Origin of the sequence: Sodaliphilus pleomorphus (genome assembly GCF_009676955.1) — a bacterium.
Lineage (GTDB): Bacteria > Bacteroidota > Bacteroidia > Bacteroidales > Muribaculaceae > Sodaliphilus > Sodaliphilus pleomorphus.
The window spans coordinates 2,256,000-2,269,784 of sequence record NZ_CP045696.1 but is presented as its reverse complement, the minus strand read 5'-3'; the positions used below and the strand labels follow the sequence as shown (position 1 = coordinate 2,269,784).

The following is a 13,785-nucleotide window of genomic DNA, read 5'->3' as shown; positions in this document are numbered from 1 at the left end:
ATCATCAATTATGGCAACTACTAAACGTACACCATTTGTGCCTCGCGAGGCACATCACCCCGGAATCACCCTGGGTGAGAAATTGGAGGAACTAGGAATGAGTGTGAAGGAGTTTGCCATTCGCACAAGCAAACCAGAGAAAACAATCAACGCAATTCTGAAAGGTTCCAGTTCCATCACTTCTGACATGGCTGTGGCTTTCGAGAATGTGACAGCGATTCCTGCCCGTTTCTGGATGCAGAAGCAGCAGAACTACAACGAGTATCTTTCACGCATCAAGCGTGAAAAATTATTGAATTCATCGGTTGCATGGAGCAAATCTTTTCCCATTGCAGCCATGACCGCTTTGGGGTGGTTGCCCAAAGTTCGGTCTGCAATTGAAAAGGTTGACACATTGTTCAGGTTTTTTGCCGTGAGTTCTGTGTCGGCCTGGGAAGACTATTACTACAATCAACAACTTAAAGTGGCATTCAGAATTTCTCTGTCGCAGACAAAGAATCCTCACGCCATATCGGCATGGCTTCGGCAAGGCGAACTCCAGGCACAGTCGATGCATGCCGCCACCACCTATTCGCCCGAACTGTTACGCAAAAAATTGGCCGAAATGAGAGCTCTTGTACTTGATGACAGTGACGATATGCCATTAAAGTTGCAGCAGATTTGCAGCGAATGCGGTATTAAACTTGTTTTCACTAAGTGCTTGCCCAAGGCTCCTATCAGTGGCTCAACTCGCTGGATACAGAATGAGCCTTGTGTGCAACTGAGCGGTCGTTACAAAAGCCAGGATAGGTTTTGGTTTACTTTCTTCCATGAGATAGGACATATTCTCCTTCATGGGAAAAAAGCTATATTCCTTGAAGACATTGACTATAATGGCAACGAAGCTAAAAAGGAACAAGAGGCTGATACTTTTGCCACTGAAGCATTGATTGATCAACGCATGTTTAATGCGTTTGTGGCAAATGGCGATTTTTCAAAAGCATCAATCAAGTCTTTTGCGAACGATTGCGAAACATCCCCATCGATTGTTGTAGGCAGACTGCAACACATTGGCAAATTGCGCTTTGATGTTCACAACGAGCTCAAGAGGAACATTGAGCTGCCATACTGACCTATCTCACAATAGAGATTAAGAGGGTGCGCTAACGCGCATCCTCTTTTTTGTCTTTTTATAGCCATAGCTTTGCTAGTAATTTTGCAAACAAAAAAATAAATATTATGGCAAAGACAATAGACGAACTTAAAAGTGCTGCCGCGGTGGTGCGCGATGCCACCGAGGAGCACGAAAACACAGCACTGCGCATCGGACAGCTGCTGCTCGACACGATCGAGACGCTGGGCGATGTGCAGGCCAACGCCATCAAGGGCTTTGTGGCCATTGCTAGCACTGACGACCTGCCCGAGAGTCCTACCGCCGAGCAGCAGCAGAAAGGGTGGCTGCTGGGCACGGTGCTCTATGTTTGGGTAGGCACCGGCGGCGACACACTTGGCGGAAAATACAAAAGCGCACAACTCAAGGGTGCTGATGGTGCCCCTGGCGAAAAAGGTGACAAGGGGGAAAGTGGTGTGCACCTGGGTGATGTGGCACTGGTGAACGACCTGACGACAGGTGGTGAGGTGAGCGCCCTCACCGCGGAAATGGGGAAAGTGCTGGCTGCAAGACTTGCAGAGGCTGATGCAAAATGGACAGACATCGATCATGGCGAGGCAATGTCGGTTGATTGCGTGAAGCAGATACGTTTCTTGACATTGACTGTAATCGGTGATGTGTATGACTCGATGTCGCTAGATGGTGTTAAAAATGTGATGGCGCTGACGGCAACATACGATGACAGAAGCACTGAGCCGTTAACCGAGTTCACAGTTACTGGCGTGGTGAAGGCCGGCAATCAGAATTTTATTGCAACATACAACGGTATAAAAGCGAGCCTTGCGGTTGAGGTGCTGCATCGAACAGCTACATTGGCAAGTATTAGTGCAAACAGTAGCGTGAACGAGGTGTCGATGTGGACAGAAACAGAAGAATTGCGCAAGTATATAACCGTTACGAAAGTTTACTCGGACTCAACAACAGAGCTGACCAAGGATTACACACTGAGCGGTGAGTTACAACAAGGCGCATCTACAATCACTGTGTCCTATTATGGCGACACAACAAAGACAACGACACTTACTTTTACAGGTGTCAACGATGGCTCGTATGTAACAGACTCGCTGGAGGCTATGGTTGATTTCTCGGACTACGAGGACGGCTATGCTGGCGAAATTATTGATAAGGCAAAAGGGCATCAGGTAGTTCTAAATGCGTCGCTAGCAAATGCTGCGACAAAAGCACCCTACGGTGGTATCCATGGCGGCAAACTGGTGCAAGCGCAATGGTATGAGGGAACTTCGGGCAAGGGACTGACAATGGATCTCAAAGAGTGCGCTCCGGCCGGTGTTGTCACGGTGGAGCTCTATGCCCGCATACGAGGTAAGTACAGTGGCTCTGGCGCGACACCGACTATTGGTGCTATTTCAACATCTATTATAGCTATGTCCTCATTTGCCATCTCGCCAAACAGTCCGTATGTCAATTTATGTCGGTACGCCCCACAAGGAGAAATCAATTTAAATGGGCCAGCGGCAAATCCAGACATAACAACAACTGGGTTAAACTTGCCATACTACGACAGCTCGCACACAGATGTAAGGGAGTTGGTGCATATAGTATATACAATAGCCAATAAGTTGCAGAAGTTGTATGTCAATGGTCAGCTCATCATTGATGACAGCAAGGGTGGGTACAGTTGCACTGGCGGCACCGATGTTAGGATATTTCCAAATCCTGGATATGTTGCAGCTGACATTGCTGTGGTGCGTGTCTACGGAAAGGCTCTCAACAACAAAGAGGTGCAGCGCAACTATCTAAATTGTCAAGCAAAACACGGGTCTCATATAAATTAATGACATGAAAGGGAATATTAAGAAACTGGAGAACTACCCTGTATCGGTTACAGCAGGTACTTATGTCACAGGGACGGACATAACGATAGACGAGGTGTTGCACAACCCTTTTCTCATTAGAATACTAGAGCAAAACCGCAACACTCTAAAGCGACTAATTGGAAAATGGGAACACAACAGCACATTCTATGCCGCATCAAAAAGTGTAGCGGTCAAGGGTGACTATTGGATATACACTGGACGTGTTCGTGTGGCTATTGACGGTTTTGTTGTGATGCCAAACAGCATCATCTATTATGATGGGCGTTATATGCGTCCAATTGACTTTAAGCAAGTACACGATGCCCAAATCAAGCCAAAATATGATGTATGCATCATAGGTGGAGGTGCAGGTGGTATCGGTGCAGCATACGCTCTTCGCAATCAAGGCTATCGCGTCTGCTTGGTTGAGCGATTGGATACATTGGGCGGCACACATTGTAACGCAGGTGTTGGATTGCTCATTGCCACACCGCTCGGAGATTGGTATAAAGAGCTGGCGATGGATATGAATGCTGACGGTATTTTGAATTTTTACAAATACGCAAACTCTGGCAACCCATACACGGGTGTCGGTTCGGGAACGCACTTTGAGCGTGCATGGCGGTCAGCTCTGTTCAGCGATGAGAAAAATCGGATCAACGGTTTTAAGGGTAACCATCTATGGCTTTCGGACACTAGAGTCGGTGACCGCTACCTTAAAGACATCAGCGAGGGCGGCATAGATGTGCTGACCAACTACGAACTGATTGAGACTAGAGCGGCAGACTCCAAAGTGGACGAAATCATCATTCGTTCTTTACTTGACGGAGCGACAAAGACGATATGTGCTGACTACTTCATTGATTGCAGCGGGAATGGTGTCTTGTTCCTCAACGACAACAACCTTAAGCTTGATGTGGACTATTACATCGGCACTGACCCTCGAGACAGGTTCAACGAAACCACATATCCGAGCGGATACGCAGGCGACCATGATGGCATTAACACATTAGAACCAATATATTATACTGTAGGTAGGAATTATTGGCCGGGTGAGGAAGTTGCCCCATATCCAAAATACAAAAGATATAGCGACTTGCTTAACAAGGATAACTTCACTTATCACTCGATTGGTGATATAAATGTTGCTCAAAAAAGCCAATCATATTCAACGAGCATGTCAGCTAAGGCTTTCAGAGAGAAATCTCTTGAATGGAACTACGCTGACGGACTAGATAGGGCAATTGCGTTAAGTCAAGGGAGTACACGCCGTATCCAAAAAATGCTTGGAATACGTGAAGCATACCGAATAAAGTGTGATAGAATGCTTACAACAGCAGACCTTGCAACACAAGCGACATCACAAAATATAACAGATACTCATGCTATAGCATTGTCGACCTGGTATGTTGACATACATACACCAACCCAAAGTTACACTGTAAACAATATCGTGGCTAATGGCATACCATACGAATGTATGATACCAGCATGCTACAAAAATGTGCTTATCGGATGCAGGGCATATGGAGCGAGCCATCTTGCACAAGCAAGCGCAAGACTTGCAAAGACGATGATGGAACTGGGTCACTCGGCAGGAATGGCAATACTGCAGTTGCTGGAGCGTAACACTGTGCGAGAAGATGTGCGTAAGGTAGATGTGTCTGCATTGCAAAACAGTATCGGCATAGCAGACTTGATGGCAGAGATTGAGGAGTATTTCTATGGCTCAACCGTAAACTACGAAGTACTCGGGACATAGGTAACAGTGTGTCATCACGATAGTGTCTGCCCACTTGTATCTCATAGAGCCACCAATTATCAGTGTCAAAGATGAAGGTCATTGTTGTGTCTTTTTATGAGGTGAAATATGGTTATACTTTTGCAAAGTTAAATGCAAAAGTTATGAGATCGGACAAGAAAGACAGCGTTGCGACATGGAGTGCGGTGGGCATGCTCGCATTCGGCGTTGGCATCACCACCGCAGGGTTTATCATTCCACCCTCAGGCGAGATTCATGACTCTGTACTGTGGGTTTTGGGCCAAACATTACTCTATAGCGGCAGCATCTTCGGCATCACACTTTACACAAATCACAAACTGGGCGAGATTGAAGAAACCATTGCCAACCGATTACCAAAAAAATAAAGAAAGATTAATCAAAAAAAATTCATGAACTATCAAATGAAACATTTCACCATGCGCGAATTGACGCACAGCGCAACAGCGCAAAGACTGGGCATCAACAACGAGCCCACCGACGCCGTAAAGGCCAACCTCACCACACTTGTCGAGCACATTCTCGACCCCTTGCGCGAGGCTTGGGGCGCGCCCATCATCGTGACCAGCGGCTACCGTAGCCCGCAGCTCAACAAGGCCGTGCACGGGGCGGCATCGAGCCAGCACATGCTTGGGCAAGCTGCGGACATACACGCAATGAGCGACAACCCTGAGGAAAATAGGAAGTTGCTTGACCTGATAATCAAACTTGGGTTGCCGTTTGACAAATTGATTAACGAGTATCCAAACAGGAAGATGCAACCAGATTGGATACACGTGAGTTACAGCCCGATGAATAGGCGACAAAAATTCACATGCATCAAGGGGAAATATATCGCAGGCTTAAATGGTTAAAGACTATGAGCAAGGATTATGACGACGACATCGGCAACAAGCACGAGGGCTGCGCAAGCATGTGCATCGTGATAGTAATCATCTTCTCCATGGTTGTCCTGCTGCTTTCCCTATGCTCATGTAAGACACAATACAAGGTGGTGGAGGTTCCCAAGGTGGTCACGCAGGAGCACACGATTGAGAGCGTGCGCATCGACCATGTGCGTGACACGCTGGTGCAGCGCGACAGCATCTACCACTATGTACAAGGCGACACGGTGCGCATCGAACGATGGCACTATCTGCAAGGCACGACCAATGTGGTGAGAGTTGACACCGTACACGTCACCGACAGCGTGCAGGTGCCAGTGGTCACCACGCAGACAATAGAAAAAGAGGTGGAGGTGCCGCGCACTTTATCATGGGCGCAGAAGACGCTGATGATCTTCGGCGGTGTCTCGATGATAGCGTTGCTTCTGCTCATAGCTTATAAAACCAGAATGCGATGATTGAACTTTTACTTGACAACAAGCCCGCTGTGCTGCGTGAGAATGTGGCCATCAAACTCACGCGTGAGAACGTCTATTTCAACAAGACGGGCAGCTACACCTACGACATTGAGTTACCGATGCAGTGCGCCGAGAACCGTGCCATTTTCGGCAGCATCAACAGGGTTGACACAGTGACCGAATACCGTGAGTTGCACGCCGTGCTGCGTGTCGATAACAAGGTGCTGCTCGACGGCAAGGCGGTCATCAACCAAGTCACCGATTCGGCGGTCAGGGTGCAGCTGCTGGGCGGCAACAGCGAGATGAACTTCTACACCAAAGGGGCAGAGCTTTATGTTGACGAGCTCGACCTCGGCGACTGGATGCACGAGTTGTCATATCAGCCCGAGCCGCAGCCGGCCGAGAAAGGCACCGCATTCTACCGAGCAGTGCTTGACTGGATTGAGTGTGTTGACATCCGCTTTCTCAATAAGCCGGACAGCAAGGATAAGTCCAAAGCACAGAACGCCCTTGAATGGTGGAAAAAGAGATGGTGGACTTATGACCATTCACAAGGTTATGATGCCTATGACAATAGAGGCGTAGCATTCCCCGTCATCAATGTTAACAGTTCTTGGAACAGTTACTGCGACAGCGGGCTGCTATGCAACGAGATTGTGATGCGTATGCATGGGCGCGACGGCAATGGGAACGGATATTATTTCCCGGAATACCGTCTTGAATGGGAAAACCAGGAAGAGAAATCTGACGGCACTCCGCAAGTGTGCCCATCATACATGCCGATGCTCTGCCGCACGATCCGCAAAGTGCTGTCCGCTGTCGGCTACGAGATAGACCTTGAAGGCCTCAAAAGACTTTATACTGATAACACTTTGTTCAGGCGCATTTTCATCGTCACGGCCAACAACCGTGTGGACATCGCAAAGGCTCTGCCTCACTGGACTGTGAACGAGTTCCTGACACAGGTCGAGAGATTCCTGGGCATCGTTGTTGAGGTTGACGAAATAACCAAGTCCTGCACGCTGGTGAACCACCAGACATGGTGGAGCGACACACCGCTGCCCATCGAAGATATTGTTGATGAATACACGTCAGAAGTGGAGAAAGAAGACACCAAAGATGTGAGCAACGGCAACATCGGGTTTAGCATGGAGGACAGCGAATATCACCTTTCGGAAGACATCCTTGGGGCTGCCACTATAGATAATCGCTTCACAACTTTCGAACAGATGCAGGCATATCTGCGCAGTGGTGCTTCGGCGAACGACAAAAACAAGCTGTTCAATGTTCAAGGGCATCAGTTTATTCTTGCCACCGTCAAGGACACCAACGGCAATGTCACCGAATACTACTTCAAAGAGGTCAACCAGTTCGGTGCCCTCATGCGTCAGCCCGACAAAAAGGATATTGATGTTGAACTGAAGATTGTGCCGGCCACCACAATCATGCAGAATGTGCCATTTGTTATCACATCGTCATACACGCAGAATGGCAAGACTTACTACAATGAACGGAAGGTTGCCGAGGTGCCGATGCCGATACTGGCCATCGAAGGCCCTGCTGATGTCGGCGAGAAGATCCTGGTGCGCGCTGCCGATACGGTCAAGACCGACCTTGAGTCACTCATCTCGGGTGAGACTACTGTTGACAGCGCATCCGAAGTCGATAAAATGTATGTGGCATACGTCCCCGAATCGATGACTGCTATTGCCACCGAAGACCTGAGTTGCATCGGCGACTACCCGGTGGTGCAGCCATGCTCGGATTACGAGGTCAAGGCTAATTCATACGGCAACAAACATATCAGTGCGCATAATTTCTTAACACTCCAACAACTGCAAGACAAAGAGACAATCGGCAACACGAGTTTCGCCGACGGCACGGTCATCGACACCACCGTTAAATATTGCATCAAGTTTATCTCCAATGAGGTGTTGAAGCCTACGAGGGCTTTTCTCATTCATGGCCAGCGTTTCGCTTGCGAGAAACTTGAATACAACATCACGGCAAAAGGTGTGTCACCATTGGTGACCGGCTATTTCTACAAGCTGGACTAAAGATTGCCCTTGAAGTGCTTGATTTCCTCATGCACAGGTGCGTCACGCCCCTGCAGGTATTTGTTGGTTGTCGATACGTCGGTGTGACGCGCCTGGTCGCGAGCAATCACTATGCCCTCGGCGTTGGCAAGATCACGCAGACCGCTGTCTTTCAAACTGTAAAACTGATAGCAGTCGTCCCATCCGAGGCCTTTCCTCACAAGCTTGTTCCACTTGCGCCTGAACATCTCGCTGTCTCCTCGGGTCTCACACGGACGCGACACCTTGGGCCCAAATAAATAATAATTGCTGGGGAGCGTCAAGACGTTTAACGCTATCATGATCTTTACTATCTTGTCGTTGAGCCCTACCTTTCCGTCACGCTTGTTCTTCGATACAGCAGACGAGATGTAAACCGACTGCTCTTTTACACTGATGTCCTCTAATTTGATATGGCTGAGCTCCTCGGGGCGGATAAACGTGTAGTATTCCATCATGCAGGCAAGGTAGAAATAAGGGTGTGCTTCACGCAGGTGCTGCTCCAGCTCGTGCAGCATCTGCGCCGTCAAAGGCTGACGCTTCTTGCCGGTCTCGGCAATGGCCTTGATTTTCTCGACTGGGTTGGTCGTGAGATACTGCTTCTCGATGAAGAACGTCGCCAGCGATGCACACCACTGGCGGTAATTGTTGCGGGTGCGGGCGTTGGTCTCACGATCCAAAAATATATAGTCGAGAAAATCACTGACAAATGCCGTGTCGAACTGATAGACATAACGTATCGGCAACAAGCGGCTGGCATTGTACTTGCGGAAGATGTTCAGGCGTGATGTGTAGGCCTTGCGGGTCTTGTACTTCGGCATTCTTTCAACGTATGCCTCATATTTTTCAAGGGCATCCTCCAATAAAGTGTAGCTTCGGTTGGTCTCGGCGTTGATCCATGGCGACCAACCCGACCGCAAAAGTTTGGTCAGGCTCTCGATCATCTCGTTGGCGCGCTTGCGACGCTCGGTGATTTTCCCGATGTTATCAAGGTGGAACTTCTTGCGGCGCATCGTGTCGGTGGCGGGGTCGTAGGCATAGAAGTCAACGTACCACTTCGGGCCGGTGTGAAGTTTAGGGAATGTGAATTTCAGGACCTCGCTAAGTGAGTTAAGTTTTTTTCGTGCTGCACACATTTTTTTTACATTCTTTTTCGTGAAGAATGCAAATGGTGAAACTTTCGATTTTTGCTACCGTCTATATAGCGTCTATGGTTTTCTAACCAATCAAGGGCAACCCGTTGCTGTGCAACTTGTTGCCCTTGGTGTGGCGGAGAGGACAAGATTCGAACTTGCGGTAGGGTTACCCCTACGGCAGTTTAGCAAACTGCTGGTTTCAGCCACTCACCCACCTCTCCAGTGCTTTGTGCTGAATTGTTTCATTAAGCGAGTGCAAAGATACGGCTTTTTTTGCTATTTCCAAAAGAAAAGCGTTTTTTTTGATGAAATATTTTTTCGAGCGGGACTTTGACAGTTAGAGTGTAAAATTTTTTCTAATGAATTGTTGCACAGTTCATTTTTTATTTGTATATTTGTAGCTAATAGTAGTTATTACATTAAAGGATTATCGATATGAAGGCGACATTCGGCACTACAAAGAAGGGCACGTGGGCTTACATCCAGAAGTCGGTGCGCATCGACGGCAAGTCTACCACAAAGACTGTCAGGCGGCTGGGGCTGCTTGAGGACATCAGGCGCAAGTACGGCTGCCAGGACCCGCGCCAGTGGGTCAGGGACCTGGCGGCCCGCATGACCGAGGAGGAGAAGGCCGGCAGGGAGCGCATTTCGGTTGACTTCTACCCGGGCCAGACCGTGGGGATGGGCGACCTGCCTCTGCGGGCGGGCGGCGACCTGATGCTGCTGCCGCTCTACAACAGGCTCGGCCTGCCCCGCATGTGCGCCGAGATCAAGAAGGCGAGCAAGGCGAAGTTCGACCTCGACGGGATATTGAGGACGCTGGTCACGGGCCGTCTGCTCTTCCCCTGCTCCAAGCAGAGGACGCTGCGAAAGGCGCAGGGGCTGGTGCGGCCCCCGAAGTTCGGCGAGGCCGACATGTACCGGGCCCTGAGCCTGCTCTCGGGCCACATCGACGACATCCAGGCCGGCGTCTACGCCTGCTCGGCCAGGTTCATGGAACGCAGGGACAGGGTGATCTACTACGACTGCACCAACTACTACTTCGAGATCGAGGACAACGACAGGGACACGGTGGACATAGAGACCGGCGAGCTCGTGGCCGGGCTGCGCAAGCGCGGCAAGTCGAAAGAGAACCGGCCCAGCCCCATCGTGCAGATGGGCATGTTCATGGACATGGACGGCATCCCGCTGGCCTTTGTGGTCTTCCCGGGCAACGAGTCGGAGCAGGCCACGCTCCAGCCGCTCGAGGATGTGCTGAGGCGCAAGTTCGGCCTGACCGAGTTCGTCGTCTCCACCGACGCCGGCCTGGCCTCGGAGGGCAACCGGCGCTACAACATGGACCAGGGCCGCGACTACATCTGCGTCCAGTCGATCCCCTCGCTGCCCGCCGCCGACCGCCGGGCCGCCGTCGACCCCAGGGGCTGGAGGCTGGGCTACTGCGCCGACGGGGAAAAGGCCAGGCTGCTGCACGAGAAGTACTCCGACGGCGGCCTCTACAACCTGGACGTGCTGCGCGAGGGCGGCCAGGCTGACAGCTCCCTGCTGCGCCAGACCACATTCTACAAGGAGATACTTGTCGACAAAACCGTGAAAGGCCTCAACCCGCAGTGGCTCGAGGCCCGCAGGGAGAACCCCGGCGCAACGCCCGTCGACGCCCGGGGGCGACGCATCAGGCAATGGCAAAGCTCCTCCAGGGCCGAGAGGGTCATCATCACCTACAGCCACGACTTCGCCCTCTTCCTCAGGCACAAGCGCGCCGAGCGCCTCGCGGCGGCCAGGAAGATAGTGGCCAGGGGGCAGGCCAACCCGCGCCGCTCGCAGCAGTCACCGCTCAACTACATAGAGACCATACACAAGACCGACGACGGACAGACGGCCGTCAAGACCGAGATGGTCATCAATGACGACATCCTAGGGCAGGAGGAGAAGCTCGACGGCTTCTACGCCTACGCCACCTCGCTCGACGACGAGGCCGCGTTCGTGCTCAAGGCACGCTCCTTCCATCACGAGATAGAGCACCTGTTCCGCACCACCAAGACCCACCTCGAGGCCAGACCCGTCTACCTCTCCAGGCAGGACCGCATCCGCTCCCACTTCCTCGTCTGCTTCCTCGCACTGCTGCTGCTCAAGCTCCTGCAAAAGCAGCTGGCCGACTCGTTCCCCGAGGCCTACAAGGAGCACCCCCTGACCGTCGACCAGCTGATCGACACTCTCCAGAACCTGCGCTTCGGACAAATCCAGGGACTGGGATACGTGCCCATGTTCCAGCGCACCAGCCTCACCGACCAACTGCAAGAGCTTGCCGGTGTGGAAGTTAACAAACAGATAATCACAAAAGCAGCGATGAACGCGTTCTACCGAAAGGTTAACAAAGGTTAATCCTTGCAGCACCGAAAAATTAGCTACATTACTTTACTATGTAAAGTATTGTGTAGTAACACGTTAATACAACAAACTGTCAAATTAGGAAAGATACGGCTTTTTTTGCTATTTCCAAAAGAAAAGCGTTTTTTTTGATGAAATATTTTTTCGAGGCCGAGGCTGGACGCTGCCAGGCCATGCTACACGTGTGGGGGCGCTTGCACGGCGGGACTTTGACAGTTAGAGCGTAAAATCTTTTCTAATGAATTGTTACACAGTTCATTTCTTATTTGTATATTTATAGCTAATTAATCTTTGCAACACCGAAAAATTAGCTACATTATTTTGCTATGTAAAGTATTGTGTGGCAACACGTTAATACAACAGACTGCCAAATTAGGAAAGATACTTGAAATTCCAGCAAATTCCAGCGATTTTTTGAAAAAAAAAATTAGGGTCAAATTCTTGTATGTCAAAAAAAAATGATTATATTTGCTACGCAGAATGGCAACATTCCGCACCGACATCGTTGTAATAGAAAGCGTTTTGCTTATTCTTGTGAGTTGAAAACGTAGGAAATTTTCATCTTTATTTTACGCAAGAGGAAAGCACGGCGGTTTCCACGTTATAGGCGTATGCTGCACTATTATTCCCCTTTTTGCGTATACGGTTTTTTCTACGACCCTCAACTCACAAAGCGTGGCATAAAGCAGTCCACGCTTTCTTCGTGTATACCACCACCACTCGGGCTGCATGGCGACGTGAAATTACTGATTGCTTATGGCTAAAAAACCATCTAAACCAAGTATTTTGCAACAGGTAGAAACCGACTTGAGGTCTTTCCTTTCTCAACATCAACAATTGATTTTGAATGAAAGAGAGTTGCAATTGCGCATTGCCCAGTTCTTACTGAACACCGGTTGTTACAGCAATGTGTATCTGGAGTATATGCTCCCTGTATCAATGTTCCCAACAAATACCCACAAGTATTTGAATACCCATAACTTCAGTTTGTGCCATGGCATAACATGGCGCGTCAAGAACTGGTTAAACAATCAAACCGCCACCGCCAAGGGACGCCCCGACATTGTGCTTAGAGGACAGCATCCAATCCGACCGTGGACAAAAGCCAATATCGGCCAGTTGAATAATGGCTCGAATGTAACTCCTGTTTTTAAATACACATATACTATTTTCTAAATATGAAATCATTCCACAAAATTTTATTCGTTTTGGCTATATTTATTGCCAACTGCATTAGTGCCTCGGCCATCGAATTTACGGTTGATGGCGTGCGCTACAGCGTCAATAACGACAACACAACTGTTACGGTAGTGGGCTATCCGTTAGGCAGTAAGCCAACAGGCGACCTCACCATCCCCGAGTCGGTCACTTTTGGTGGTATCTCATTTCCCGTCACCTCCATCGGCAGGAGTGCCTTCGAATATTGCTCTGGCTTGACGAGCGTCACCATCCCGGGCTCTGTCACCTCCATCAGCGTGTGGGCGTTCTCCAATTGCACCGGCCTGACGAGCGTCACCATCCCGGGCTCCGTCACCTCCATCGGCGTGGGGGCGTTCTTCGGTTGCAGCGGCTTGAAGAGGATTGATGCCTATCCCAATCCGGCGAAGGTCAGTATGGGCAGCGATGTCTTTTATATTGTGCCCAAAGACGGGACCCTGCATGTGCTGCCCAAACATCTGAGTGCATACCAGACGGCGAGCCAGTGGAAGGATTTCTACAATATCAAGGCCGACCTTACCGAGACTGACGGCATTGAGGAAGTGCGCGTCGATGAGTTGGACCACACACTGCCCATGAATGTGTATAACATGAATGGCGTGAAGATGGGCGACAGACTGGAGGGTCTGCCTGCCGGCATCTACATCGTGCATCAAGGCGGCAAGAGCGCCAAGGTGATGAAGTAACCACATCGGGCAACCACCACCGCGACGACTATCGGCAGGGTTCCACCACAATGGAACTCTGCCGATTGCGTTGTTTCACCGCAGAGACATAATCACATATCACTGTTTGGGTGTTACTTCCATGGTCTCGGGTTGTATTGTGGTGGGCGATTCAACTCCCAAAATTGAGTTCTTCGGAAAGATTAGCTAATTTTGC

General features: G+C 49.9%; 11 protein-coding genes and 1 tRNA gene. 10 read left to right on the top strand and 2 right to left on the bottom strand.

Annotated features, from left to right (window positions below; genetic code table 11):
* Positions 1–10: 10 nt before the first annotated feature.
* The 7 genes from GF423_RS09235 (at position 11) to GF423_RS09205 (ending at position 8,146) form a co-directional block, all read left to right on the top strand.
* The gene (locus GF423_RS09235; RefSeq protein WP_154328081.1) at positions 11–1,111 is read left to right on the top strand and encodes a HigA family addiction module antitoxin; all 1,101 of its coding nucleotides are present in this window, start codon (positions 11–13) and stop codon (positions 1,109–1,111) included.
* A gap of 107 nt (positions 1,112–1,218) precedes the next feature.
* The gene (locus GF423_RS09230; RefSeq protein ID WP_154328080.1) at positions 1,219–2,946 is read left to right on the top strand and encodes a LamG-like jellyroll fold domain-containing protein; all 1,728 of its coding nucleotides are present in this window, start codon (positions 1,219–1,221) and stop codon (positions 2,944–2,946) included.
* 4 nt (positions 2,947–2,950) lie between these two features.
* Positions 2,951–4,729 carry an FAD-dependent oxidoreductase gene (locus tag GF423_RS09225; RefSeq protein WP_154328079.1) on the top strand — a complete coding sequence of 593 codons (1,779 nt, stop codon included), beginning with the start codon at positions 2,951–2,953 and terminating at the stop codon, positions 4,727–4,729.
* 71 nt (positions 4,730–4,800) lie between these two features.
* Positions 4,801–5,115, top strand: a complete 315-nt coding sequence (locus tag GF423_RS09220; protein ID WP_154328078.1) for a hypothetical protein — start codon at positions 4,801–4,803, stop codon at positions 5,113–5,115.
* Between the two features lie 36 nt (positions 5,116–5,151).
* Positions 5,152–5,601 carry a D-Ala-D-Ala carboxypeptidase family metallohydrolase gene (locus tag GF423_RS09215; RefSeq protein WP_154329024.1) on the top strand — a complete coding sequence of 150 codons (450 nt, stop codon included), beginning with the start codon at positions 5,152–5,154 and terminating at the stop codon, positions 5,599–5,601.
* Between the two features lie 5 nt (positions 5,602–5,606).
* Positions 5,607–6,089 (top strand): hypothetical protein, encoded by a 483-nt coding sequence (locus GF423_RS09210; protein WP_154328077.1) that lies wholly within the window; start codon positions 5,607–5,609, stop codon positions 6,087–6,089.
* Positions 6,086–8,146 carry a hypothetical protein gene (locus GF423_RS09205; RefSeq protein ID WP_154328076.1) on the top strand — a complete coding sequence of 687 codons (2,061 nt, stop codon included), beginning with the start codon at positions 6,086–6,088 and terminating at the stop codon, positions 8,144–8,146. The genes GF423_RS09210 and GF423_RS09205 overlap by 4 nt, the downstream gene beginning before the upstream one ends.
* Here the strand turns inward: GF423_RS09205 and GF423_RS09200 are convergent.
* Positions 8,143–9,300: a site-specific integrase gene (locus GF423_RS09200; RefSeq protein ID WP_154328075.1), complete on the bottom strand. Its 1,158-nt coding sequence runs from the start codon at positions 9,298–9,300 to the stop codon at positions 8,143–8,145. The two genes, GF423_RS09205 and GF423_RS09200, sit on opposite strands and share 4 nt — an antisense overlap.
* A gap of 131 nt (positions 9,301–9,431) precedes the next feature.
* Positions 9,432–9,521 (bottom strand) — tRNA-Ser (locus GF423_RS09195).
* A gap of 214 nt (positions 9,522–9,735) precedes the next feature.
* On the opposite strand from GF423_RS09195, the gene GF423_RS09190 reads away from it, so the two are divergent.
* The 3 genes from GF423_RS09190 (at position 9,736) to GF423_RS14275 (ending at position 13,589) form a co-directional block, all read left to right on the top strand.
* Entirely contained in the window at positions 9,736–11,679 is a 1,944-nt protein-coding gene (locus tag GF423_RS09190; protein ID WP_154328074.1) for an IS1634 family transposase, read from the top strand.
* A 762-nt stretch (positions 11,680–12,441) separates the two neighbouring features.
* Positions 12,442–12,861, top strand: a complete 420-nt coding sequence (locus GF423_RS09185) for a hypothetical protein (RefSeq protein ID WP_154328073.1) — start codon at positions 12,442–12,444, stop codon at positions 12,859–12,861.
* Between the two features lie 2 nt (positions 12,862–12,863).
* Positions 12,864–13,589: a leucine-rich repeat domain-containing protein gene (locus tag GF423_RS14275; RefSeq protein WP_154328072.1), complete on the top strand. Its 726-nt coding sequence runs from the start codon at positions 12,864–12,866 to the stop codon at positions 13,587–13,589.
* Positions 13,590–13,785 lie beyond the last annotated feature (196 nt).